Genomic DNA, 25252 nt, shown 5'->3' with positions numbered 1-25252 from the left:
ACAAAAAGCGCATTCAAATTATGGATGCACTTTTTTTGTTAATCAATTCTATTCTGAAAAATTTCTGCACCATAATTTAAAAGCTAAATCTAATCTAAAAAACGATAATAACCGCATTTTAAATATGCGCCTTCTGGAAAACTGATGGGATGATCTATATCATGCTGTGTTTTTAAAACTTCTTTGTGACGCCTATTGGCAGAATCAAACATTTTATTACTAATTTCAAAAAACTCTTCGGCTAATACTCTTGAAGAACAAGATGCTAAAACTAATAGTCCGTTTTTAGCAGTTAGTTTTTCGCCTAATTCTGCCAATTGCATATATTTCTTTTTTGCTAAATCTATTTCTGAAGCTTGTTTTGCAAAACTTGGAGGATCTATAACCACAACATCAAATGTTACTTTGCTTTTAATGAGGTTTTTTAATTCCACGAAAGCGTCGCCAGCAATTATTTTATGTTTTCCTGAATAGGTATTCAACTTTCCGTTTTCAATAGCAATTTCTAATGCTTGTTTGCTAATATCTAAACTCGTCACTTCTTTTGCACCATTGTATAAAGCATGTACCGAAAACCCACCAGCATAAGAAAACACATCCAAAACCGTTTTTCCACTACTCCACTCACCTACTTGTTTTCTATTGGCGCGATGGTCTAAAAAATAACCTGTTTTATGACCTTTAATAACGTTTGCCGAAAAGTTAACACCATGTTCTACAAATTCCACAACTTCGTTTTCAAGAGTACCAAAAACAACTTCTCCGTTTTCAAGTTTATGAAGCTTTGATTTTTCTATACTTCTGCTTAATCGGATAACAACCGTTTCAGCTTCTGATGTTTGCTGCAAACTCGGAATAATAGTTTCTAAATAAGGTAACCATATTTCAGAATAAATTTTAACGACCAAAACCGATGCATAAACATCAGCAATTAGCCCAGGAAAGCCATCATTTTCTCCAAAAAGTAAACGATAACTATTCGTGTTCGTTTTTAATAAAGGCTGTCTTTTATTATAAGCTTCATCTATTTTATTTTGAAAAAACCCTGCGTTAATTTCAGCTTTCTCATAGCTACTATGAAGCATTTTAATCCGAATTGGCGAACTAGCATCATATAAACCTAAACCAACAACGCGGTTTTTATTTTTACTGAAAATGATGGCTAAATCTCCAGACTTAGCATCATCATTTATTTTTATGATATTATTGGAAAACACCCATGGATGTCCTTGTACTACAAACTGTTCGCCTTTGGAGTTCAGTTTAACTGCTAAGCGTTTTGGTTTGTGATTTGATTTTAGTTTTGGAGAAAAGGACATTAAAGAAGGATTATTTTAAAGCAAACTTGAATTTACAAAGAAACGGTTTTACCTGTTCCTTTTAGATTGATAGAAAATGAATTACCTCATATAATTATGTTTTATTAATTTAAACCGATAATCGGTCTTTATTATTTTTATCGCTTTGCCACTTAGCTGGATTATTTATGATATAATCTCGTATGTTTTTCAATGCTGTTTCATCTCGAATAATATGATCGTAAAACCTGGTTTGCCAACCAAAATTTGTATCTGGGTGTTTTTTATTTATTTCAAATGTACACCTGCCTTTGTACCAGCGCATAACACGTGATATGTTTTTGTGAAACATTGGATTGTTTTTTCCTGTTGCACCACCCGTAGAGACGCGATTCATCGCGTCTGTTTGTTCGGAGATGCCGTTGATCGCGTCTGTTTGTTCGGAGACGCGGTTGATCGCGTCTGTTTGTTCGGAGATGCGGTTGATCGCGTCTGTTTGTTTGGAGACGCGATGAATCGCGTCTCTATCATCAATGTTATCAATCCACAAAACCCCGTGCACATGATTTGGCATCACAACCATTTCATCCAAAATAATAAATGGAAAATGTTCGGGTATCATATTCCAAAATTTTTGTGCCAATTCGCCAACAGGATTCAACAACATTTCATTATTTTCAATTGCACCAAAAAAACAATATCTATCTGAGGTGCAAATCGTAATAAAATAGGCACCATTGGATGCATAATCATACCCTCTTAAACGGGCTGACGGAATTCTATATTTGCCATTAAATTTTTGTGCAGACATCCCAGCAATATTCAAATTAACCTATCTCGTACAGACGCAATTCATCGCGTCTCAAAAAAAACACAACCATTTCTAGTTGTGTTTCTATTTTATATCATTTCTTAAAAACCTTAATGATTTTAGAAGCATGTTTTGAATTCAATTTTAATATATAGTGACCGCTACTAAAATCTGAAAAATCCAATATTGTTTCTAAGTTATTAGGTACAATACTTATTAATTGTTTTCCAAGAATATTATAAACTTGAATATTTTTAAGCTCTTTTTGAGTGTTAATTTTCAAAACATCGCTTACAGGGTTTGGATAAACTTTAAACTGATTAGTAGCAAACTCTTCATTTGATAATACATTTCCTGAAACCATTATAGAAAAATCCCCGCAGGCAAGTCCTTTACAGGTTACAGGAAAAGGTACAACTTGTATATAATAAGTAGCACCATCTTGAAGTGACTGAACCACATTGTTATTACCTGTACCGCAATATACTAGCGTAGCACCTACACAACTGTTATAAATAGCAAAATCGCTATCGCTTGATACTGTAACTTCACCACTAGGTGGTGCGATAAAAGAATACCAATAATCATTAAACAAAGGGTGAGGGCAGGCACTACTACCTCCACCAGAAACAGTACCTCCTGAATTTGTATTTCCTATGGCTGTTTCATCTGGGTTTAACGCTATTGAGGCACTACAAAAATCATTTTGTGAAAATAAATCTAAACTAATGCTAAAAAATAATAAAAGTGTTGCTAGAGTAATTTTGTTCATATACATAGTGATTTGGTTATTCCATAAAAATACAAATCAATTTTCTAAATCCTACTTTTATTTTAAAAAATTCTTACATTCCTTATTTTGAAGCGCATTGTAGTTTTTTTAAAACAAAAAGAAGCGGTCTGAAAAAGCAGTTAAAAGAATTATGATCTTATACGGAAAAAAATTTCAAAGACAAATAGCACATTCCAAATACACTAGGTTTTGAAGCTATCGATGCCGATAAAATAAATGTTGAAATAGGGCTGATCGCTATGGCACACAACCTTAAAAAGCATAGCTTAGCTATGATAGGGCTACTTTTGCTTTTGTTATTTTTGAGACGCTGAACTCTATATTTTAAAATGAAATAAAAAATCAAAATATAGCAAAAAAGAAAATCGTCCAAAAATTACTTTTTGGACGACCTCTTTTTTATTATTTACACTACGTTTTATGCATCAATATTCGCATAAATAGCATTCTTTTCAATAAACTCTCTGCGAGGTGGTACTTCATCGCCCATTAGCATAGAGAAAATACGATCTGCCTCTGTGCCATTATCTATTTGAACCAAACGCATGGTTCTAAACTCAGGGTTCATAGTGGTGTCCCAAAGTTGTTCTGCATTCATTTCTCCAAGACCTTTATAACGTTGAATTTTAGAACCATCTCCAAATTCAGAAACAATCTCGTCACGTTCCTTATCGCTCCAAGCGTATTGTTTCTTCGCACCACGTTTTACCAAATATAATGGTGGTGTTGCTATATAAATATGTCCGTTTTCAATCAATTCCTTCATATATCTAAAAAAGAAGGTTAAAATTAAAGTGGCAATGTGACTACCATCAATATCGGCATCACACATAATCACTACTTTATGATAGCGTAATTTTGAAAGGTTCAATGCTTTACTATCTTCTTCGGTTCCTATGGTAACACCTAAGGCAGTAAAAATATTTTTAATCTCTTCATTTTCAAAAACCTTATGCGTCATCGCTTTTTCAACGTTTAAGATTTTCCCACGAAGTGGCAAAATAGCCTGAAACGCTCTATCACGACCTTGTTTTGCGGTTCCACCTGCCGAATCTCCCTCAACAAGGAATACTTCGCATTTTGTAGGGTCTTGCTCAGAACAGTCACTTAATTTCCCAGGTAAACCGCCAATGCTCATCACAGTTTTACGCTGTACCATTTCACGAGCCTTTTGAGCTGCATGACGCGCTTGTGCCGCCAGAATTACTTTCTGGACAATCGTTTTGGCATCATCTGGATGTTCCTCTAAATAATCCGTTAACATCTCAGAAACCGCTTGACTAACAGAAGCAGAAACCTCTCTATTTCCTAATTTCGTTTTTGTTTGCCCTTCAAATTGAGGTTCTTGAACTTTTACCGAAATAATAGCTGTTAACCCTTCACGGAAATCATCACCTGCAATATCGAATTTCAATTTATCTAACATCCCAGATTCATCGGCATATTTCTTCAAAGTATGCGTCAATCCACGACGGAAACCAGATAAATGTGTTCCGCCTTCATGCGTATTAATATTGTTTACATAAGAATGTAAATTTTCAGCATAAGATGTATTATAAATCATGGCAACCTCAACTGGCACACCATTCTTTTCGCCTTCAAAAGCAATCACATCTTTCATTAAAGGCTCGCGAGTGGCATCCAAATATCTGATAAATTCTTTTAATCCTTCTTCAGAATGGAATGTTTCACCTTCAAATTCACCATCTTCTTTTTTAGTCCGTTTGTCTATTAAATGAACGGTAATTCCTTTATTCAAATAAGCCAACTCGCGTAACCTGCTCGCCAAAGTATCATAACTATACTCTAAGGTTTGGGTAAAAATAGTCGGGTCTGGTCTAAATGTTACCGTAGTACCACGTTTATCGGTTTCTCCAACTTGTTTAACTGGGTATAACGATTTTCCACGTTCATATTCTTGTTCATAAACTTTACCTTCTCTAAAAACGGTAGCCTTTAAATGTGCAGATAACGCATTTACACAACTCACACCAACACCGTGCAGTCCACCAGAAACCTTATAAGAATCCTTATCAAACTTACCACCTGCTCCAATTTTGGTCATAACAACCTCGAGGGCAGATACCCCTTCTTTCTTGTGTAAATCTACAGGAATACCACGACCATCATCTTCCGTAGTAATAGAATTATCTTCATTTATAATTACCGTAATGTTGTTACAATGTCCAGCCAAGGCTTCATCAATCGAGTTATCTACAACCTCATAAACTAAATGGTGTAAACCACGAGTCCCAACATCTCCAATATACATCGAAGGACGCATACGCACGTGCTCCATGCCCTCTAAGGCCTGAATACTATCTGCCGAATAATTATGCTTGTTAAATTCTTCTTTAGGTTCGCTCATATTCTATTATTTTTCTTGTTTTTAGTTTGATTCATTTTCATAAAAAAATCCCGCTGTTCATCGGGACTCCTGAGACAAACAAATATACGGAATTTTAACCCCTTTTGAAAGTATTTCACCGAGTGAATGATAATTTTATCAACATTTGTTAATTACTCAAAAGTGTCTTAAATCGCCTAAAAACCACCTCAAAATCGATTTTGTGTGATTTTACCATCTTCTGAAAGTCAAAAATTCGCAAAAATTGTTTTAAGAGCTTATTCACGTATTTTCAAGTTTAAAAAAATCACCAAAAGTTTGGTCTAAAAAGCTATATCTATCCTTTTTCTTCTTTTATATTGCTTGTAAAAAAATATAATCACCAAACATGATGTTTGTCACTTTTTACCCCATAAGTTCACCTTAATTTTGTCCAAAATTCTATAACTTAAGATCTCATGGAACTAAAAAAAGGAGCGTTCAACATATGGTTTTTGGCAGTAATTCTATTTTCGCCACTACTTTTAATTTGTCAAAGCGAAAAAGAATTTAAACCCGTAATAAAATGGAACATTACGTCTCAAATTTGGATGAGATATTCCGATTTAAACAATGGCTCTTTGATATACGACGAACCCGCTTCAGAGTTTTTTGATATCTCCATTAGAAGATTACGTATTCCTGTATCTTCTCAAATAACCCCCAATATTTACGCTTATGCAATTTTTGGAGGCAACAATTACAATTTTAAAGACAAAACCTTTTCGCTTGATGTTTTAGATTTATATGTTGAGTATAAATTTGCCAAATTTTTAGAGGTTGGTGTCGGTAAATCTGGTTGGCAAGGTCTTAATAGATGGAATATTCGTTCTGCCAAAACCATGATGGGATTAGACTCCCCTCTATTTACCTTAAACTCTGTTGAAAAAAATGATGATTTGGGACGTTTATTTGGTGTTTGGCTTAAAGGACAAGCTGGACAATTTGATTACAGACTAACCTTTAACAGACCGTTCGCTGTAACCAGCGCACCAGTTAATGCTGTAAATTTTGCCAATAATAAACCTAGAGTAAAAACCTCATCTTATGTAAAATACCAATTTTTTGAGCTCGAATCTAACAAATCTGCCTACCAAACGGGCACCTACATGCAGGCAAAAAAAGTATTCAATATTGGTGCAGGTTTTCAGTATCAAGAAAAAGCCATGAGTGATGGCGATGCAAAACTTGAAAGCACTACTTTTTATGATATTCAACATTTTGCTGCAGATTCATTTTTAAATCTACCGCTTGCGAACGGCAATGCCATAACAACTTATTTGGGATTTTTTGACTATGATTTTGGGAAAAACTATATTAGAAATGTTGGCGCAAATAATCCTACTACCGGAGGTGGCTCAGACTTTAATGGTGCTGGTGTAGCATTCCCTATGATTGGTACTGGAAGCACTTGGTACACCCAATTTGGCTATGCTTTTAAAGAAACAGAATTTTTAAGTCAACCCATGGTTATTCAACCAAACATAGCCATACAGCATTCCAGTTGGGATGCACTAGAAGATAACATGACGGTTTACGATTTTACAATCAACTTTTTATTAGACGGCTCACACAACAACAAATTTAGTTTAGGCTATCAACACCGCCCTATTTTTGATGCCACTACTTTACAACAAAAGGATTACAAGGGCATGGCGGTTTTGCAGTACCAAATTTCTTTGAAATAAATTTTTTTTTGACTATCGAATATGTAATTGGGAAAGTTGCGGAACATATCATTTCGCAACTTTTTTATAAGTCATAAATTTAGCGTTTTTAATTCTACACCTGAACCAAAACCATCGGCGAACAAAATATGCCCATCTTTAAAACCAACGCCCGAAGCAATATCGGTTTCTAAAAGCATGGCGCCATCTGCATCAATATAATCCAAAAGTGGCGCTATTTGTACCAAACTTGAAATCCCGATAGTAGATTCGGTCATGCAACCTGCCATCACTTTAAGGTTTAAATCCCTAGCTTTTTGTATCATTTTTAATGCCGGCGTGATGCCTCCGCATTTCATCAATTTTATGTTAATTCCATGAAATGTTTCTGCACATTTTTCGACGTCTCCTAGTCTTTGGCAACTTTCATCTGCAATAATGGGGAGTGCGCTTGTTTCTTTTATAATGGTCATTGCACCCCAATCATCTGCTCTAAGTGGTTGTTCTATAAACTCAACACCTAAATCTTTTAAAGCTTTTGATTTGTTGATGGTTTCATCTGTTCCCCAAGCACAATTGGCATCAATTCTAAAAACAGCATCTGTAATTTTCCGTAACGCTTTTATGATGTTCACATCTTCCGAAGTCCCCAATTTTATCTTATAAATTGGCCATGTGTTTTCAATAATTTTAGACTTCATTTTAAAAATTTCATCTATACCAATCGTGTAATTTGTCATGGGAATATTTGTATCATCGTTACTCCAAAAACTACGTAATGTTTTCTTATTCAATTTTGCATAAAAATCCCAATAGGCGCAATCTATCGCACACAATGCAAAATAATTTTTCCGAAGTTTAGGCTCTAACCGCGTCCATAAATCGGTGGGATGCACTCCAAAACCCTTCTTAACAATTCCTGAAACACTTTTAATTGCATGTTCCAAATTCTCAACCGTGCTGCCATAATAGGGGTTTACGGTAGCTTCCCCATAACCAGTAATCTCTCCATTTGAAATGGAAACTATCATCGTATCCTGAACAGTAACCGTGTATCTTGACGTGGTAAATGGGTCTTTTAATTTGAGCTGATATTTGGTAGGTGTAATTTTTAATTTCATTTAATAAATATAGAAAAAGTTAGTTATTGAGCTCATCTTGGCTCTTTGTTTTTAACCGAAAATGAGGCAAAATTTCTTCAGATTAGGCACTTTCAGAAAGGCATAGCACCGCTACGGATAAAAAAAAGTAACGAAATATGAAGGAATTTGGGCCATTTTTTAGGAAATAGAAAAAGTCAAGATAAGTTCATTACCTGCATTCATATATTTCATCTAAAAAAAACACTTTCATATTATTATAATATCAATGTTTAACCATGCAAATCGACAATAAAACAGCATAAATTTTGAATATTTAAAACCAATAAAATCGCCCATTCAACTTTAAGGCTTTAAACACCTATTCTGCATAAAAACTTTCGTAATTTTACTCGCTAAAATTTTCAGTAATAAACGAAAGAAAATAAGATGAGTAAAATTATGACAGTCGATGTTTTGTCGAGTATTAAAGGAGCGCAGCCATCGGAGGCCGTGAACAAATTATTTGAAGTGATTAAAAATGCAAATGCATCAAATACTAATTCTTTTAATACGAATCATAATAATTGCGTGTCTTTGGATAATTTGAGAGACGATGTGGTAATAGACAGTCCAGATATTGAAAAGCAAATCATCATCGAAAACTTTCCGAAAGAAAAGAACGGCTATTTAGTGGTTTCTAAAGTAATTGAAGAATAGTTATGGGATCTCAAATACACAAAATTCATCAGCAGTTGGTGAACCAAAAAATAACTTGCACGCAACTTGTACAAGAAAAATTGGAAGCTTTAAAGCACAATACACACAATACGGTAAATTCATTTTTAGACACTTTGGCACTAGATTTAGCCAAAAAAGTGGACACTAAAATAGCTAACGGCGAAACCATCGGGCTTTTGGAAGGCATTCCCTTTGGAATAAAAGATGTCTATATGGTTCAAGGTACGCTTACAACTGCAAGCTCAGATTTATTGAAAAATTATAAATCGGCATACACCGCAACAGCCATTCAAAAATTGTTGGATGCTGGCGCAATTCCTTTAGTAAAAGAAAACTGCGATAGTTTTGGTCATGGGTCTTCTAGTGAAAACACCATTTTTGGTGCAGTTAAAAACGCTGTCAATCCAGATTTGGTGGGCGGTGGCTCAAGTGGCGGTTCTGCGGTAAATGTTGCTAAAGATTATACGGTTTTTTCCATTGGTGGCGATACGGGAGGTTCTGTTCGTCAACCTGCAGGCTATAACGGTGTATATGGCTTAAAACCCACTTATGGTCGAATTTCACGTTACGGTTTAATGGCGTATGCGTCTTCTACAGACTGTGTTGGGCCTATTGCAAAATCTATCGAAGATATTCGTATTGTGTTAAATGTGATGAGTGGTAAAGATGTAAAAGACCAAACTACTTACGCTTCCGCGGAAATATCCAAGGATGGTATTTTAACTTCTGAAACCATTAAAACCGTAGGCTATTTTAAAAACTTTATAGAAAATGATGCGATCGATGCTCAGGTGAAATCTGATTTTTTAGCCTCTATTGAAAAAATAAAAGCAAAAGGTATCGAAGTGAAAGCTTTGGATTTCTTTGAATCCAACACATTGGTTTCAACATACTACACGTTGGCTATGGCAGAAACCGCCTCAAACTTATCACGTTTGGATGGCACAAATTACGGAAACCGAATTGAAGGCGATAACTTAATAGACACCTATGCAGTAACACGTTCTGAGAATTTTTCAGAAGAAACAAAACGCAGAATAGTTGGTGGAAACCAGGTATTATCACAAGGATTTTCAGATGAAATCTATTTGAAAGGTTTAGCGCTTAGAGATAAAATCTCAGAGAATTTTGAGCATGATTTTAAGGAAGTTGATATCATTGTTTCGCCTGTCACACCAAACACGCCACCAAAGATTGGAGATAGTTTAAAGGACCCTTTGGCAATGTATTTATCTGATGCTTATACCGTTGGTTTTAGCTTGGGGCAACTCCCAACGTTAACCGTTCCACAAGGTACTGCAACAGGTTTACAAATTACTGCCGCAAAAAATAATGACGAACTCGTTTTGAAGTTTGCTAACTTCTTAAAAGACACGATATAATGGATTTGGAGCAATTAAATGAGCAACTAAAAAAGCATGAGCTAGAGTTAGTAATCGGACTGGAAACCCACGTTCGGTTAAATACAAAAACAAAGTTATTCTGCTCTTGTGCCAATCAGGAAATAGAAACACCAAATCAAAATATATGTTCGGTGTGTACTGGGCAAATGGGGGTGCTGCCTGCACTAAATAAAGAGGCAATTACAAAAGCGATTTACTTCGGAAAAGCTGTAAAATCGACTTTTGAAAACGACCTGATTTCATGGGACAGAAAGCATTACGAATATCCTGATAATCCGAAAAACATTCAAATTACACAGTTTCATAATCCTGTAATTCCAGACGGACAAGTCTCTTGTTTCCGAAATGATGGCTCGCAGTTTACCGTGAATTTAACGCAAGTACACATTGAGGAAGATGCCGCGAAATTAATGCACGAAAAGAAAGTGTCTTTGGTAGATTTTAATAAAGCTGGCGTGCCACTTATTGAGATTGTTACCGAGCCCTGTATTCGCCATATTGAAGATGCATCCACCTATGCGCAATACATTCAGCGTATTGTTCAGAATTTAGGAATCTCTGAAGCCAATCTGGAAAAAGGAGAGTTTAAATCGGATGTTTCTGTGTCGCTTCGCAAAAAACGTGATTATAATTTAAACCCGCGTACCGAAATTAAAAACTTGAACTCGTTTAAGTTTATGGTGGAGGCCTTAAAGGAAGAAATTGAAAAACAGCTCAACTATTTCTTAGAACATAAAGAGTTTAGACCAGACCAAACTACGGTGCTTTGGGATGCCGATTTGAAGCAGACTAAAACCATGCGTAAAAAGGAATTTGAAGCAGATTACCGCTTTATTTCCGAACCTGACTTACCGTTTGTGAGCATTAAGGATGTGGTGGAGTCTATTGACGTAGATTTAAGCACACTCCCTTTTGCCGTTGAATCTATCTTGATAAAAGGTGGCGTGTTACCGCAAGACGCAAAGTTTTTTACCGCAGACTCTTTACGTTCGGAAACTTTTGTTGCAATCAATAATGAATTAAAAGCTCCATCGTTTGTTGCAAAAACTTTGACCAATAATATTAAAGCCGAACAGTATTCTAATATTGAAAACGTTTCAGATTTTATTGAAATTTTCAGTTTATTCAAAGATGAAAAAGTAACGCCTGTTTTAGCTCAAAATGCAATTTCCTCGTTATTGGCTGATTCAAAATTTGACTATAAAACGTACTTTGAAGCCAATACTATTTCCAAAGAAAAAATTAGTGACGCCATTCAAAAAGTAATTTCTGAAAATGAAGCTGTTGCAAATGACATCAAATCTGGAAACCAAGGAAAGGCAGGTATTCTGGTTGGAAAAGTGATTGCAATTATCGGTAAGGGCGCTTCTGGGAAAGTAATTCGCCAGAGTATTTTGGATGCGCTTGCTGGGGAAAATGACAGAAGACCGAAGACGGAAGACGGAAGTGGTAAACAACAGACAGCTCAACAACAAACAACGAAAGTTCAGGATGAGGAAGTACTTCCCGAGATACCGTTAGTCATCAAAGACACTTACAGAACACACAAAGTATCGCAATTAAGCGAAACTTCAATTTCTGAAACCGTAACTTTAGCGGGTTGGGTGTCTAGTGTGCGAGATCATGGGGAATTGATATTTATCGATTTACGGGATTCTAGTCACGAAATTTTCCAAGTGCGTTTAAGTAGGGAATCTTTTCCTAATTTGGACGATTTGGTAAAACTAAAACCAGAATCCGTCATTACCGTTACTGGAGAAATCGTTCAGCGTAAAGCTGATGATTATAACGCCTCTTTAAGAACAGGAACGATAGAATTAGAAACTTCGGAATTAGAAATTTTGAACCTTTCCAAAACATTACCTTTTGAAATTAAACGTGCACATAAAACCAATGAAGCCGTTCGTTTTCAATATAAATATTTAGACCATAGAAATGATGATGTACGTCGCGCCATAGTAAATCGCCATAAAGTGATTAAATTGATGCGTGACCTTCTCGACGATCAAGAATTTATAGAAGTCGAAACACCAATTCTTACTGCGGGAACCGATGAAGGTGCACGGGAATTTATTGTGCCTACACGTAAAAAAGCAGGGTCTTTCTATACCTTACCGCAAGCACCCCAACAATTCAAACAGATTTTGATGGTGAGTGGGTATGAAAAGTATTTTCAAATTGCACGTTGTTTTAGGGATGAAGATTCGCGTGGCGACCGTCAACCGGAATTTACACAGTTGGATATTGAAATGGCATATGCCAGTATGCAGGATATTATTGATTTAAACACGACTATGTTTAATGAGATTGTTGCAAAAATCTATGGTAAAAAATGGATTTTGCATCCGTTTGAAGTATTGACATATAAAGAAGCGATGGACTATTACGGTTGCGACAGGCCAGATTTACGTTTTGGGTTGAAACTTCAAGATATTACGGCTATAGTTAAGGAAACATCGTTTCAAGTATTTAGCAAACCAATTGATGAAGGCGGTATTGTAAAATGTATAAAAGTTTCTGCCGAAGAACAAGGAAAAAAACGTTTGTCTAAAGGACAAATTGAAAAACTGACTTCTATTGCACAAGACCATGGTTTAGGTGGTTTGGCTTATATCATCGTCAATGAAAACGATTTACAATCGCCAATTATCAAATTTTTAGGCGAAGACATTGCTGCAAATATTATAAAAGCTACTAATGCGCAAATTGGAGACATTGTATTTTTCTCCGCTGCCGATTATGATACAGCAAACAAAGCTTTGGATGCTGTTCGCCAAGAATTAGGCAGCATGTTGAAATTGATCAACCCAAAGGAATTAAGGCCTGCTTGGGTGGTTGATTTTCCAATGTTTGAAAAAACAGATGAAGGCCGCTGGACGTTTACGCACAATCCTTTTTCTATGCCTGCCATTTACGACATTGAAAAACACATGAATGGTAAAGAAGATGAAATTGGAAAGATCATTGCACAACAATATGACTTGATATTGAATGGTTTCGAAATTGGTGGTGGTTCCGTGCGTGCCCACAAACCTGAAATTCTGGAAGCGACATACAAAAACATGGGCTACAACAAAGACGAAATGATGAAAAGCGTTGGGACCATGTATAAAGCATTTCATTATGGTGCACCGCCACACGGTGGTATTGCATGGGGCGTTGATAGATTAATGATGATTTTAGAGAAAAAAGCATCCATTAGAGAAGTGATGGCATTCCCAAAAACAGGCACAAGTGAAGATTTATTGTTTGGTTCCCCTTCTCCCCTTTCGGATAAAAAGGTTGAGGAAATGAATGTTAGGGTTATCAGGTAGATACGCAATACCTTGCGTATCAAACCACGTAAATACGCAATGCCTTGCGTATCAACATTGCGTATCAACATTGCGTATCAACAATGCATACCAAACCATGGAAAAATATAAAGGAAAATACCGCATAGGATCCGCCCGCCTGCCCAATTGGGATTATGGTAGCGAAGCATTATATTTTATAACCATTTGCACACAAAACCGATACCATTATTTTGGGGAAATAAATAACCAAATAATGGATTTGTCGTCTATCGGTAAAATCGTAAATGATGAATGGAAAAAAACATTTGAAATGCGTCCAGATATGAATTTATCCATGGGAGAATATGTGATAATGCCCAATCATTTTCATGCCGTTATTGGTATTAGTAAAAATCGATATAATACTCGTGGTGGTGGTAGAAACGCAATGCATTGCGTTTCTACCACCACCACTATTTTCGGCCCACAATCCAAAAATTTGGCATCCATTGTTCGTGGGTTCAAATCTGGGGTTACCAGGGATGCATGAATAATAAACCCTGATTTTCAATGGCAGGCGCGGTATTACGACCATATCATCCGAAATAGCAAATCGTACGACCGTATTTCCGAATATATTATCAACAATCCCATGAAGTGGAAGAAAGATAAATTCTATGAATAGCATTACAACCGAAAACACCTTTGAAACAGCCATAGAAGAAACCTTTTCGGGACGAGAGGAATGGCAAAACCCAAAAGACCTGCCGCGCAGACAGGCACAAAAAAACTAAAGTTACATCTATGAGATCCCGCTCTTCAGCGGGATTAGTTCAGCTGCGTATTTTGCTAAGGCAAAATACTGCTTCAATAAAAAAAGCCCAAGATCTTCACCTTGGGCTACGCACTAATACTACTAAGATGTTAGGTTTAACGTAATCGATCTACAGATTTTACGAGATCTTCATCCTTCTTAATGGCCTTATTGGCTAATGCCAAAAACACGATAGAAATAATAGGAAGAAACATCCCAATACCTTTCTCAGAAACTACCGTTTCTCCAGATACATTTAGTGACAGATAAACGAAAAATCCTAGTAAAAAAAAATTTAATATGATGTTAAGTCGCCCCAAAACAAATTGAAGCTTCCTGTTTTTAAACAAAAATATGGCGACCAATGATAATATGCCCGATACCACAAATGCCACAAAATATGGTAATTCATCTTTAGCAAAAACTACGACACCATCATTCGTAATCCATAAATGAACTACAAAAATAAGCCCTAACGAACATATGGCCGCTAATAATAAATAAACACTTTGTATGCGTTGTAACATTTATAATACTTATTAATAGAGAGCAAAAATAATAGTTTCTTTATTAAATTGACAGATTAAATTAAAATAAAGTTGTATAATTGCAGTAATAATACCCAACAGTCGCCATAACAGATTGTTAATTCTTCAGAATAAAATTCATTTTTTTCAGAAAAACTCAAATTTATACTTAATATAATAGTATCCAACAAAACATTTATGTTTGAAATTTCACAATTAAAAGAAAAGAAACTTACTGACTTACAGGAGATTGCAAAAAAACTGAACGTACCTAAGTACCGTTCATTAAAAAAATTAGATTTAGTGTATCAAATACTAGATCAACAGGCTGCAGACCCAAAAGCGGTTAAAGCTGTTGTAGCTCCAGAAGCTTCATCTGAAACAAAAACAGATGCAACACCTGTTGCAAAGCCTGCTAGAAAACCGAGACAGCGCGTTGAAAAACCTGCTAGAAACGAGCAACAACAAAATAGCGACAAGGCCTCTGAAAAGAAACCTGAAGCTACGCAAAAAGCTGAGGTTCCAGCTTCTCAAAAGAGAGAAGAAAGGAAGCCCGTACATAAGCCTAACCCTAGACCACAGAACGATAACCAGAAGAAGCCAAATCCGAGACCTAACAAAAATCAGCATAAAAACCAGAAAAATGGTAATGTTGAAAAAGGTAATAAAGATAACAGAAACCGTTACCGTGAGCCTGATTTTGAGTTTGACGCCATTATTCAAAGTGAAGGTGTTTTAGATATTATGCAAGATGGTTACGGGTTTTTACGCTCATCGGATTATAACTATTTATCATCTCCAGATGATATTTATGTATCGCAATCGCAAATAAGATTGTTTGGCTTAAAAGTTGGTGATACTGTTTTAGGACAAGTACGCCCACCAAAAGAAGGCGAAAAATATTTTCCCTTAATTAGAGTGAGTAAAATTAATGGTCAGAGTCCAGATGTGGTGAGAGACCGTGTGTCTTTTGAGCATTTAACACCATTATTTCCGCAGGAAAAATTTAATTTAGCAGAACGTCAAAGTACAATATCTACAAGAATTATGGATTTGTTCGCACCTATTGGGAAAGGACAACGTGGTATGATTGTATCGCAACCAAAGACTGGTAAAACCATGTTACTAAAGGATGTTGCCAATGCAATTGCAGCAAACCATCCTGAGGTGTATCAAATGATTTTATTAATTGATGAACGTCCTGAAGAGGTAACAGATATGCAACGTAACGTTCGTGGAGAAGTGATTGCTTCTACTTTTGACAAAGAGGCTCATGAGCACGTAAAAATTGCAAACATCGTGCTTGAAAAAGCAAAACGCTTGGTAGAATGTGGACACGATGTGGTGATTCTTTTAGACTCTATCACACGTTTGGCAAGAGCCTATAATAGTGTGCAACCAGCTTCTGGTAAAATATTAAGTGGTGGTGTAGATGCTAATGCGTTACACAAGCCAAAACGTTTCTTTGGTGCAGCTCGTAACATAGAAAATGGAGGTTCGCTGACTATTATCGCTACGGCACTTACAGAAACAGGTTCTAAAATGGACGAAGTTATCTTCGAAGAATTTAAAGGAACAGGTAATATGGAATTGCAGTTGGATAGAAAAATCTCTAACCGTCGCATTTTCCCTGCTATTGATTTGACGTCTTCAAGTACGCGTCGTGATGATATTCTTTTAGACGAATCAACCATTCAACGTATGTGGGTAATGCGTAAATATCTTGCAGATATGAACCCTGTTGAAGCTATGGAATTCATTAACGAGAGATTTAAACAAACTAAAAACAACGAAGAGTTTTTGATATCCATGAATGGATAACAAGAAATACTAACTAACTCAAGCTAAACCTCGACAGAAATGTTGAGGTTTTTTTATTACCTTAATCACTAGTGTCCACTTAAATCAATAACAAATTTTTCTGAAAACTTGATTGCTATACTTTGGAAAACGTACAACTTTTTATTTCAAAATCAAGAAACATTATGATAGTTTTCAGTCACTTTTAATCACAATTAATGCTACAAATGACTTTATTTAAACAAGTCAAAAGCAAATAAACAGAGTATAACCAAGAACTGTTTGACAATAGAGATACTGGAAAAAACCCGTTGTGCATTTTGAATTTAAATAGGGCTAACGTGTCATCTCGAGTGGTTTTGAGGAACGAAAAATTGTATCGAAGATCAATTAAAAAGCCAAAATTCTTACCTACCTGCCGCCCTTTAGATTTATTTAGTAAAATGATTAAATTAAAATTTAATAACTATTCAAAAGATCCCTATATTCTTTCAAATCGTCAATATTAGATTTGTTATTTAGATTTCTAAAAAGCGACATTAAATATTTAAGGCTTTCTTCTGGAGACGCATCATGAGCTTCAACAGCTACACCTTCTTCTATAGGCTCATCGTCTAAAATAGGTATAAGAAATGATTCCGTCGCTTCTATATGCTCATAAGTTAGTCTCAACACTTTTACCAACAAAGGGATTTGTGCTTCTAGAGCATACGCTCTTAGTGCCTTAATATCATCGATCAATACCTCTGTATTAACTCCATTTTTGTCTATATCCTTAAGAATCTTATCGATTAATTTAATTGCTTTTTTATTTTCCAAAAGAGATTATTTTTATGTTATGAATTAGCTTAGGCTGATATATTTATAGGTTTTGAAAGGTAAATATATTTAAAAAGTAATAAAAAAAGCTCCTCATTTCTGAGAAGCTTTTCAAAATATTATAAATAGTGCAACACTATTAAAGTGAAGCAATATGTTTAGACAACCCAGACTTCAAGTTAGCAGCCTTATTATCGTGAATGATATTTTTCTTCGCTAATCTATCTAACATAGAAACTACTGAAGGAAACATCGCTTCAGCTTCTTTCTTATCTGTTAACTCACGTAATTTTTTAATAGCACTACGCGTAGATTTATGCTGATATTTGTTAACTAAACGTTTAGCTTCGTTACTTCTAATTCTCTTTAATGCTGACTTGTGATTTGCCATTTTGTTTTTTTCTTAACTTTTTAATTGTAGCCCGTAGGGGAATCGAACCCCTCTTACATGGATGAAAACCATGCGTCCTAGCCGATAGACGAACGGGCCATTTGTTTTTCGAGTGCGCAAATTTAAAAATAATATTTAAACTTGCAATAATCTTTCAAATAACATACAATGTTTCCATTGCGGATGCAAAAATACAACTATTTTTAAATGTTGCAACTCTTGATTAAACTTTTTTATTTTTTTTTTCATCAATACGCTTTTGCGAACAAAACACGCTTGCTAGACGGTGCTCCAGAATAGACACAAACCCCTTTTTCCTCCTTGTTTTCCAATGGAATACAACGGATTGTTGCTTTTGTTATTTCCTTTATTTTATCTTCAGTTTCTATTGTACCATCCCAATGCGCAGAAATAAAACCGCCCTTAGTCTCTAATACATCTTTAAATTCTTCAAAAGTATCAACTTCCGTTGTGTGAGTATTTCTATATTCTAATGCTTTATGAAACAAAGCGTCTTGAATATCTTTAAGTAAACCATCTATTGTTTCTGTAAGGTCATCTAAAGGCACTATTTCCTTTGTTAACTTATCTCGTCTTGCCAATTCCACCGTTCCATTGGCTAAATCTCTCGCACCCATGGCAATTCGCAATGGGACACCCTGTAATTCATGTTGTGCAAATTTTGCGCCTGGCCTGTGCGTTTTTCGTTTATCAAATTTTACTGTTATGCCTTTAGCTCTCAAATCGCTTATAATGGTATCTGCAACTTCAGAAATCGCATCAAAATCTTCATCACTTTTATAAATAGGAACAATCACTACCTGATTTGGTGCTAAACTTGGGGGGAGCACTAAACCATGATCATCACTATGTGTCATTATTAATGCACCCATCAAACGTGTAGAAACACCCCAAGACGTAGCCCAAACGTAATCTTGCTTGCCTTCTTTATTTGCAAATTTCACATCAAAAGCTTTTGCGAAATTCTGACCTAAAAAGTGAGATGTTCCAGCTTGTAATGCTTTTCCATCTTGCATTAAAGCTTCTATACAATAGGTGTCTTCTGCCCCAGCAAAACGTTCGCTTTCAGATTTCACGCCCTGGATTACAGGTATTGCCATAAAGTTTTCAGCAAACTTTGCGTATATGTCGTTCATCAATTTTGTTTCTTCAATCGCCTCTGCTTTTGTTTCATGAGCCGTATGTCCTTCTTGCCATAAAAATTCCGCGGTACGTAAAAATAAACGCGTACGCATTTCCCATCGCACCACGTTTGCCCATTGATTAATTAACAATGGTAAATCCCTATAAGATTGAATCCACCCTTTATAAGTATTCCAAATAATAGCTTCACTAGTAGGTCTTACTACTAATTCTTCTTCTAATTTTGCTTCTGGATCTACACGCAATTTCCCAGGATTATCCGGATCATTTTGCAATCTATAATGTGTGACTATGGCGCACTCTTTTGCGAAACCTTCAGCGTTTTTCTCTTCAGCTTCAAACAAACTTTTGGGTACAAATAATGGAAAATAAGCGTTTTGATGTCCTGTTTCTTTAAACATTTTATCTAATTCTGCTTGCATTTTTTCCCAAATTGCATAGCCGTAGGGTTTAATGACCATGCATCCTCTAACTGCGGAATTCTCAGCTAAATCAGCCTTTACGACCAATTCGTTGTACCATTTTGAATAATCTTCTGCCCTACTTGTTAGTTTTTTGCTCATATCGGTATTTTGGCACAAATATTGTGACTATGTTAAATATAAAAATAGTAGCGCAAAACTAACTATTTTTGTGATGTTCAACAATTAAATTCAAGAGATATGCAAATTAATAACTACTTAAAATCTAAAATGCAATTCGTGGCAATCCTCGGGTTGTTATTCGGATTGGCATCTTGTGGTTCTTACCAATATGTTGGTGTTGATAGCGATGGCATTTATGGAGGCACAAATGAGAATACGCAGAATCGAGAAACCGTTGTTGTAACAAAGGATGGTAATGCTAATAGCAGCGATTATTACCAAAATTACTTTAAAAATAAAGCGCAGGAATATGAAATAGCTACTGATAACGGTGCTATTTTTACTGATATTGACAGTTATAGTAGCGAGCAAAATTATGCAGTAAATGATACCATATATAATGATTACCAAGGTCAAGCAGGTTGGGGACAAGCCAACAGCCATGTAACCATTAACTATATTGATAATGGTTGGAACAACTGGGGCTGGGGATGGAATGATCCTTGGCTATATGGAGGTTTTGGCTGGGGCTGGAACAACTGGGGCTGGAACCGATGGAATCGTTGGGGCTGGAATGCTGGCTTTGGCTGGGGAGGATGGAACGGCTGGGGCTGGAATGCATGGTGTCCACCAGGATTTTACGCAAATAACTTTTACGCAGGTGTAAACAATAGATTTTACAACCGAGGCGTTGCATTTAATAATAGCAGGAGAGGCAGTAGCTCATTATACGGAAGAGGTTCAAATACCGCATTAAGAAGAAGTAGTTCTGCAGATAGAACAAGGACTTCAGCTTCAAGATATAGTACTTCTCGAAGAAGTAGTGTCTCAAGTAATAATCCGTCATCCTCAAGATACAGCACATCCAGACGCAGTAGTGTTACTAATGGTAGATCTACAACAGCAAGACGCTCTTCATCACCTACGGTAATCAATAGAAACTCAACGGTAAGAAGAAGTAGTTCTAGACAACCTTCTTACTCTACAAGCAGGTCGTCGTCTTCTACTAGGTCTTCAACACCTATTAGAAGAAGCTCTTCTGCAACAACTTCTAGAAGCAGATCTTCGTCGTCAAATAACAATTCTAGTTATAGCAGACGTTCAAGTAGTAGCAGCAATAGCTCTTACTCAAGATCATCTTCAGGTAGTTCTAGATCTTCATCGGGTGGTAGTTCAAGAAGTTCATCCTCTGGTGGAAGAAGACGTTAATAGTTCACAATCTCTAAGAAAAATAAACACATGAAAAAGATATATTTTTTGTTCATAGGTGTATTATCTATGTCAACAATTTACGGTCAAGATTTAAGCGATGCTCTAAGATATTCGCAAGATAATGTACAAGGAACTGCTCGTTTTAGAGCCTTAAGTGGTGCCTTTGGCGCATTGGGTGGCGACATGAGTGCGGTAAACATTAACCCTGCAAGTTCGGCTGTATTCAGTCAAAGTCACGCCTCTTTCACCTTAGGAAATGCAGAACTAAATAATGACACCAATTATTTTGGAGGAACCGGAAGCACCAACGATTCAAATTTCGACTTAACACAAGGTGGTGCTGCTTTCGTTTTTAAAAACACGAGCAATTCGCCATGGAGAAAGTTTAGTATCGGCGTGGCTTACGATAGAACTAATAATTTTGATGATAGCTGGTTTGCCGTTGGGACAAACACCAATAGTGCTAATTTCAATAACACAATTGCAAGCTATTTCTTTGATTATGCAAACGGGTTGCGTTTAGATGAGATCTCTGCTTTTGAAAATGAAACCCTAAATCAGGCTTATGCGAATATTGGTAACGATCTTGGATTTGCGCACCAACAGGCTTTTTTAGGATATGAATCTCTAATCCTGGATCCTGAAACAAACGCAGACGACAATACAAATTACTTTATAAATGCCACTGAAGGTAATTTTATGCACAATTACACCTATGTATCAACTGGGTACAATGGTAAGATTGCCGTAAATTTAGCAGCACAATATGAAGACAATTTATATATTGGAGTAAATTTAAATTCTCACTTTATAGATTTTCAGCGTTCAACGCTTTTATTTGAAAACAATTCTAATAATCCCAATCCTGCTCCAGACGTAATTGATTTCGATACTGTTGAATTTGAAAATAATTTATCTACTGTGGGTTCAGGGTTTTCATTTCAATTGGGTGGCATCTTAAAATTGACTAACGAATTTCGTTTAGGTTTAACTTATGATTCTCCAATATGGTACACCATAGAGGAAGAAACTTCTCAATTTTTAGGTGTTGACGGTATTGATAATGGTGCAGGTTTTACGCAGAATATAAATCCGCAGGTAACAAATATTTACCCATCATACAAACTACAAACGCCTGCAAAAATAACTGGTAGTGCCGCTTACGTATTCGAAAACCAAGGGCTCATCAGTTTTGATTATTCCCGTAAAGATTACGGTGCTGCTAAATTGGAACCGGAAGGGGATTATATAGATTTAAATGCAGACATTAGCGATATGTTAACAACAGCTTCTACCTACAAACTTGGTGCCGAATACAAACACAAGCAATTCAGTTTTAGAGGTGGCTATCGTTTTGAAGAAAGTCCATATGTTGATGGTATTACCGTTGGTGATTTAAGTGGTTTTTCATTAGGTTTTGGGTATAACTTCGGAAATACCAAACTAGACCTTACTTACGATCAATGGAAAAGAACCGATGAAACATCTTTATATAGCGTTGGTTTAATTGATACCGCCACGATAGATAGACAAAATTCCAATATAACTATTAGTTTAGGTTTCAATATTTAATCAAATAACAGAAAACATATTTAAAGCTTGGACTTAAAAAGAGTTCAAGCTTTTCTTTTTTGTGTAATTTGAAATGAATTTTGGAGACAGATAGAGATATTAATTATTTGCTAAGAAAAAGCATGCAAAAACAGAAATGCTTATCTTTGCACATTAAATTTTGATTGAAAACCCATGAAATTTGATAACAACTTAGGAGATTTTGATGCTTTAGGAGATGAACATATCGGTGCTTCGGAAAACACACCGATGCGCAGCGATGCCTTCCAACTTTCTAATGAAGAAAAAATAGATATTATTAAAGATGATGTGCGCCGTATCCTAGAAACTCTTGGATTAGACTTAACAGACGATAGTTTAAATGGCACACCAAACCGTGTAGCAAAAATGTTTGTTAATGAAATTTTTGGAGGTTTAGATCCTTCAAAAAAACCAAGTGCATCCACTTTTGAAAACAAGTACAAGTATGGCGAAATGCTTGTTGAAAAAAATATTACGGTATATTCCACTTGCGAGCATCACTTATTGCCTATTGTTGGTAAAGCACATGTTGCCTACATTTCAAATGGTACTGTAGTTGGTCTTTCTAAAATGAATCGTATTGTAGATTATTTTGCGAAACGTCCGCAAGTTCAGGAACGTTTAACCATTCAAATTGTAAAAGAACTTCAAGAGGTTTTAAACACTAAAGATGTAGCTTGTGTTATTGATGCGAAACATTTATGCGTAAATTCCAGGGGTATTAGAGATATCGAAAGTAGTACAGTAACTTCAGAATTTGGTGGTAAATTTAAAGATATGGGGACACGCCGTGAGTTTTTGGATTACATCAAATTAGACACTCAATTTTAATGTTCATTGGTCAATACTAAACTTAGTATTCAATTCTAGAATTTGAAAATCTATTCTGAAAGAACTCAAATTTATTTCCGAAGAAAACTATAAAAATATTAGATTTGAAGTGGAATCTATTACAAACAAGATTAGCGCATTACGAAATTATTTTCTAAAAGCATAATGTAACTTAATTCTAACGTCATCCTCAACTCAACAACAAACGACTTAACGTCTAACAACAAATGCAGTTATACCAATCAAACCAAATCAAAATATATAACTCCTTAACGGGTCAAAAAGAAGCTTTTAAACCAATAGAAGCTGGATGTGTAGGCATGTATGTTTGCGGACCCACAGTTTACAGCAATGTCCATTTGGGGAATGTGCGCACCTTTATGTCTTTTGATATGGTATTTCGGTATCTAAAGCATTTAGGTTATAAAGTGCGCTATGTGAGGAACATTACAGATGCTGGACATTTGGAAAACGATGCAGATGCTGGCGAAGATAAAATCACAAAAAAAGCACGTTTAGAGCAAATTGAACCTATGGAAGTCGTGCAACGCTACACCGTAGATTTTCATAATATTCTCAATACCCTAAACTTTTTACCGCCTAGTATTGAGCCTACTGCAACTGGACATATTATTGAACAGATTGAATTGATTGGTAAAATTATTGAAAATGGTTTTGCTTATGAAGTAAATGGTTCTGTATATTTTGATGTCCATAAGTTTAATGAAACCAACGACTACGGAAAATTAAGTAAACGTAAACTTGAAGATTTAATTCACAACACGCGAGTTTTAGACGGCCAGAGCGATAAAAAAAATCCGCAAGATTTTGCACTTTGGAAAAAAGCAGAACCACAACATATTATGCGCTGGCCTTCCCCTTGGGGCGATGGTTTCCCCGGATGGCATCTGGAATGTACTGCAATGAGCACCAAATATCTGGGCGAAACGTTTGATATTCACGGTGGCGGCATGGATTTAAAATTTCCACATCACGAATGTGAAATTGCACAAAATGAAGCTGCTATTGGGAAATCTCCTGTAAATTACTGGATGCATGCGAACATGTTGGAGCTAAACGGACAGCGCATGTCTAAAACTACAGGAAATATCATTAACCCCAATGAGCTATTATCTGGGAACAATGATAAAATGAGTAAAGCCTATTCCCCTAGCGTTATTCGTTTCTTTATGGCGCAATCGTCTTACAGAAGTGTTTTAGATTTAACAGACGACGGTTTATTGGCTAGTGAAAAAGGGTTTTATAGGTTGATGGATGGTATCAATTTATTGAAGGTTATTAAATCTTCTACTAGCTCTACTATGGATGTAACCGCATGGAAACAGAAATGTTATGATGCTATGAATGATGATTTTAATTCGCCAATTCTAATCGCTCATTTATTTGAAGCCGTAAAATATTTGAATCAGATTAAAGACCAAAAAGCAACTATTTCTGCTGAAGATTTAGAACTTTTAAATGATACTATGCATGCTTTTGTTTTTGATGTTTTAGGACTTTTAAACGAAGTTGAAACTACATCTGGAACCGATAAACTTACTGGGGCCGTTGAGCTATTGATTAAGTTACGGCAAGAAGCCCGAGCCAATAAAGACTTTGCTATGTCTGATAAGATTAGGGATGAACTGGCAGAAGTTGGTATTCATCTTAAGGATGGAAAAGATGGGACTACGTTTAGCCTCTCTTAAATGGCAGGCTAAAAAAATCTTGTCAAACTGAGCACCCGACTGCCGGACGGACAGGCAGTCGGGCGCTCAATATGACATTCGAGCCAAAAGCCTGTTTTTAGTTTCTTATGAAAAAACTACTTATTGCCCCTTTTTTATTTTTGATAAAAGTGTATCAAACACTCATATCTCCTCTTACCCCTGCAACTTGCAGATATAACCCAACATGTTCCCATTATAGTAAAGAAGCCCTAAAAAAACATGGTTTATTTAAAGGGGGTTGGTTAGCTTTAAAACGTATTTTTAGTTGCCATCCTTGGGGCGGTTCTGGGCATGACCCTGTGCCTTGAAATATGATTTAACTTACTTGACTTGT

The 25252-nt window shown here is 35.9% G+C and carries 20 protein-coding genes and 1 tRNA gene; 11 read left to right on the top strand and 10 right to left on the bottom strand.

Annotated elements, in window-relative coordinates; genetic code table 11:
* Positions 1–89: 89 nt before the first annotated feature.
* The 4 genes from ABXQ82_RS02370 to gyrB form a co-directional block, all read right to left on the bottom strand.
* On the bottom strand, positions 90–1319 hold the full coding sequence (locus tag ABXQ82_RS02370) for a class I SAM-dependent rRNA methyltransferase (protein WP_367054316.1): 1230 nt from the start codon (positions 1317–1319) through the stop codon (positions 90–92).
* Between the two features lie 109 nt (positions 1320–1428).
* Positions 1429–2109 carry a transposase gene (locus tag ABXQ82_RS02365; RefSeq protein WP_367054313.1) on the bottom strand — a complete coding sequence of 227 codons (681 nt, stop codon included), beginning with the start codon at positions 2107–2109 and terminating at the stop codon, positions 1429–1431.
* A gap of 94 nt (positions 2110–2203) precedes the next feature.
* Positions 2204–2881, bottom strand: coding sequence for a T9SS type A sorting domain-containing protein (locus ABXQ82_RS02360; protein WP_367054311.1), 678 nt, complete (start codon positions 2879–2881; stop codon positions 2204–2206).
* A gap of 439 nt (positions 2882–3320) precedes the next feature.
* Positions 3321–5270, bottom strand: a complete 1950-nt coding sequence (gene gyrB / locus ABXQ82_RS02355) for a DNA topoisomerase (ATP-hydrolyzing) subunit B (protein ID WP_367054309.1) — start codon at positions 5268–5270, stop codon at positions 3321–3323.
* 437 nt (positions 5271–5707) lie between these two features.
* Between gyrB and ABXQ82_RS02350 the strand changes: the two genes are divergently transcribed.
* Positions 5708–6976, top strand: coding sequence for a porin (locus ABXQ82_RS02350; protein WP_367054307.1), 1269 nt, complete (start codon positions 5708–5710; stop codon positions 6974–6976).
* 71 nt (positions 6977–7047) lie between these two features.
* On the opposite strand, the gene ABXQ82_RS02345 is transcribed toward ABXQ82_RS02350, so the two are convergent.
* Complete coding sequence (locus tag ABXQ82_RS02345; protein ID WP_367054304.1) at positions 7048–8076, bottom strand: dipeptide epimerase; 1029 nt, start codon at positions 8074–8076, stop codon at positions 7048–7050.
* A gap of 408 nt (positions 8077–8484) precedes the next feature.
* On the opposite strand from ABXQ82_RS02345, the gene ABXQ82_RS02340 reads away from it, so the two are divergent.
* From ABXQ82_RS02340 to ABXQ82_RS02325, 4 genes are all read left to right on the top strand, one after another.
* On the top strand, positions 8485–8754 hold the full coding sequence (locus ABXQ82_RS02340; protein WP_367054301.1) for a hypothetical protein: 270 nt from the start codon (positions 8485–8487) through the stop codon (positions 8752–8754).
* A gap of 2 nt (positions 8755–8756) precedes the next feature.
* Positions 8757–10157 (top strand): amidase family protein, encoded by a 1401-nt coding sequence (locus ABXQ82_RS02335; protein WP_367054298.1) that lies wholly within the window; start codon positions 8757–8759, stop codon positions 10155–10157.
* A complete protein-coding gene (gene gatB/aspS, locus ABXQ82_RS02330; protein ID WP_367054294.1) occupies positions 10157–13492 on the top strand; it encodes a bifunctional amidotransferase subunit GatB/aspartate--tRNA ligase AspS in 3336 nt (1111 codons plus the stop codon). The genes ABXQ82_RS02335 and gatB/aspS overlap by 1 nt, the downstream gene beginning before the upstream one ends.
* A 97-nt stretch (positions 13493–13589) precedes the next feature.
* Entirely contained in the window at positions 13590–14003 is a 414-nt protein-coding gene (locus ABXQ82_RS02325) for a hypothetical protein (RefSeq protein ID WP_367054291.1), read from the top strand.
* A gap of 380 nt (positions 14004–14383) precedes the next feature.
* On the opposite strand, the gene ABXQ82_RS02320 is transcribed toward ABXQ82_RS02325, so the two are convergent.
* Positions 14384–14794, bottom strand: coding sequence for a DUF4293 domain-containing protein (locus ABXQ82_RS02320; RefSeq protein ID WP_367054288.1), 411 nt, complete (start codon positions 14792–14794; stop codon positions 14384–14386).
* Positions 14795–14992: 198 nt separating this feature from the next.
* Between ABXQ82_RS02320 and rho the strand changes: the two genes are divergently transcribed.
* Entirely contained in the window at positions 14993–16615 is a 1623-nt protein-coding gene (gene rho / locus ABXQ82_RS02315; protein WP_367054285.1) for a transcription termination factor Rho, read from the top strand.
* Positions 16616–17053: 438 nt separating this feature from the next.
* On the opposite strand, the gene ABXQ82_RS02310 is transcribed toward rho, so the two are convergent.
* The 4 genes from ABXQ82_RS02310 to proS all read right to left on the bottom strand — a co-directional run bounded on the left by ABXQ82_RS02310 (position 17054) and on the right by proS (position 19531).
* Positions 17054–17413 carry a hypothetical protein gene (locus ABXQ82_RS02310; protein WP_367054282.1) on the bottom strand — a complete coding sequence of 120 codons (360 nt, stop codon included), beginning with the start codon at positions 17411–17413 and terminating at the stop codon, positions 17054–17056.
* 139 nt (positions 17414–17552) lie between these two features.
* Complete coding sequence (gene rpsT, locus ABXQ82_RS02305) at positions 17553–17804, bottom strand: 30S ribosomal protein S20 (protein ID WP_367054279.1); 252 nt, start codon at positions 17802–17804, stop codon at positions 17553–17555.
* A gap of 27 nt (positions 17805–17831) precedes the next feature.
* Positions 17832–17903 (bottom strand) — tRNA-Glu (locus tag ABXQ82_RS02300).
* Between the two features lie 149 nt (positions 17904–18052).
* Complete coding sequence (gene proS, locus ABXQ82_RS02295) at positions 18053–19531, bottom strand: proline--tRNA ligase (RefSeq protein WP_367054276.1); 1479 nt, start codon at positions 19529–19531, stop codon at positions 18053–18055.
* A gap of 99 nt (positions 19532–19630) precedes the next feature.
* Between proS and ABXQ82_RS02290 the strand changes: the two genes are divergently transcribed.
* The 5 genes from ABXQ82_RS02290 to yidD all read left to right on the top strand — a co-directional run bounded on the left by ABXQ82_RS02290 (position 19631) and on the right by yidD (position 25226).
* Entirely contained in the window at positions 19631–20761 is a 1131-nt protein-coding gene (locus ABXQ82_RS02290) for a hypothetical protein (protein WP_367054273.1), read from the top strand.
* Between the two features lie 30 nt (positions 20762–20791).
* Entirely contained in the window at positions 20792–22336 is a 1545-nt protein-coding gene (locus ABXQ82_RS02285; RefSeq protein WP_367054270.1) for an outer membrane protein transport protein, read from the top strand.
* Positions 22337–22510: 174 nt separating this feature from the next.
* Positions 22511–23188 carry a GTP cyclohydrolase I FolE gene (gene folE, locus ABXQ82_RS02280; protein WP_367054267.1) on the top strand — a complete coding sequence of 226 codons (678 nt, stop codon included), beginning with the start codon at positions 22511–22513 and terminating at the stop codon, positions 23186–23188.
* A gap of 227 nt (positions 23189–23415) precedes the next feature.
* Positions 23416–24897, top strand: coding sequence for a cysteine--tRNA ligase (gene cysS / locus ABXQ82_RS02275; RefSeq protein WP_367054264.1), 1482 nt, complete (start codon positions 23416–23418; stop codon positions 24895–24897).
* 107 nt (positions 24898–25004) lie between these two features.
* Positions 25005–25226, top strand: coding sequence for a membrane protein insertion efficiency factor YidD (gene yidD / locus ABXQ82_RS02270; RefSeq protein ID WP_367054261.1), 222 nt, complete (start codon positions 25005–25007; stop codon positions 25224–25226).
* The last annotated feature ends 26 nt before the right edge of the window (positions 25227–25252 follow it).

The organism is Algibacter sp. 2305UL17-15 (genome assembly GCF_040720935.1).
Lineage (GTDB): Bacteria > Bacteroidota > Bacteroidia > Flavobacteriales > Flavobacteriaceae > Jejuia.
The sequence above is the reverse complement of the archived record's forward strand: the minus strand, read 5'-3'. Positions and strand labels throughout refer to the sequence as shown.

Coding starts and splice junctions, on each gene's coding strand:
- gatB/aspS (WP_367054294.1), top strand. CDS start 10,157: ATGGATTTGGAGCAATTAAATGAGCAACTAAAAAAGCATGAGCTAGAG.
- proS (WP_367054276.1), bottom strand. CDS start 19,531: ATGAGCAAAAAACTAACAAGTAGGGCAGAAGATTATTCAAAATGGTAC.
- ABXQ82_RS02365 (WP_367054313.1), bottom strand. CDS start 2,109: ATGTCTGCACAAAAATTTAATGGCAAATATAGAATTCCGTCAGCCCGT.
- rho (WP_367054285.1), top strand. CDS start 14,993: ATGTTTGAAATTTCACAATTAAAAGAAAAGAAACTTACTGACTTACAG.
- yidD (WP_367054261.1), top strand. CDS start 25,005: ATGAAAAAACTACTTATTGCCCCTTTTTTATTTTTGATAAAAGTGTAT.
- ABXQ82_RS02290 (WP_367054273.1), top strand. CDS start 19,631: ATGCAAATTAATAACTACTTAAAATCTAAAATGCAATTCGTGGCAATC.
- folE (WP_367054267.1), top strand. CDS start 22,511: ATGAAATTTGATAACAACTTAGGAGATTTTGATGCTTTAGGAGATGAA.
- ABXQ82_RS02285 (WP_367054270.1), top strand. CDS start 20,792: ATGAAAAAGATATATTTTTTGTTCATAGGTGTATTATCTATGTCAACA.
- ABXQ82_RS02345 (WP_367054304.1), bottom strand. CDS start 8,076: ATGAAATTAAAAATTACACCTACCAAATATCAGCTCAAATTAAAAGAC.
- ABXQ82_RS02350 (WP_367054307.1), top strand. CDS start 5,708: ATGGAACTAAAAAAAGGAGCGTTCAACATATGGTTTTTGGCAGTAATT.
- ABXQ82_RS02340 (WP_367054301.1), top strand. CDS start 8,485: ATGAGTAAAATTATGACAGTCGATGTTTTGTCGAGTATTAAAGGAGCG.
- rpsT (WP_367054279.1), bottom strand. CDS start 17,804: ATGGCAAATCACAAGTCAGCATTAAAGAGAATTAGAAGTAACGAAGCT.
- ABXQ82_RS02360 (WP_367054311.1), bottom strand. CDS start 2,881: ATGAACAAAATTACTCTAGCAACACTTTTATTATTTTTTAGCATTAGT.
- ABXQ82_RS02335 (WP_367054298.1), top strand. CDS start 8,757: ATGGGATCTCAAATACACAAAATTCATCAGCAGTTGGTGAACCAAAAA.
- gyrB (WP_367054309.1), bottom strand. CDS start 5,270: ATGAGCGAACCTAAAGAAGAATTTAACAAGCATAATTATTCGGCAGAT.
- ABXQ82_RS02370 (WP_367054316.1), bottom strand. CDS start 1,319: ATGTCCTTTTCTCCAAAACTAAAATCAAATCACAAACCAAAACGCTTA.
- ABXQ82_RS02325 (WP_367054291.1), top strand. CDS start 13,590: ATGGAAAAATATAAAGGAAAATACCGCATAGGATCCGCCCGCCTGCCC.
- cysS (WP_367054264.1), top strand. CDS start 23,416: ATGCAGTTATACCAATCAAACCAAATCAAAATATATAACTCCTTAACG.
- ABXQ82_RS02320 (WP_367054288.1), bottom strand. CDS start 14,794: ATGTTACAACGCATACAAAGTGTTTATTTATTATTAGCGGCCATATGT.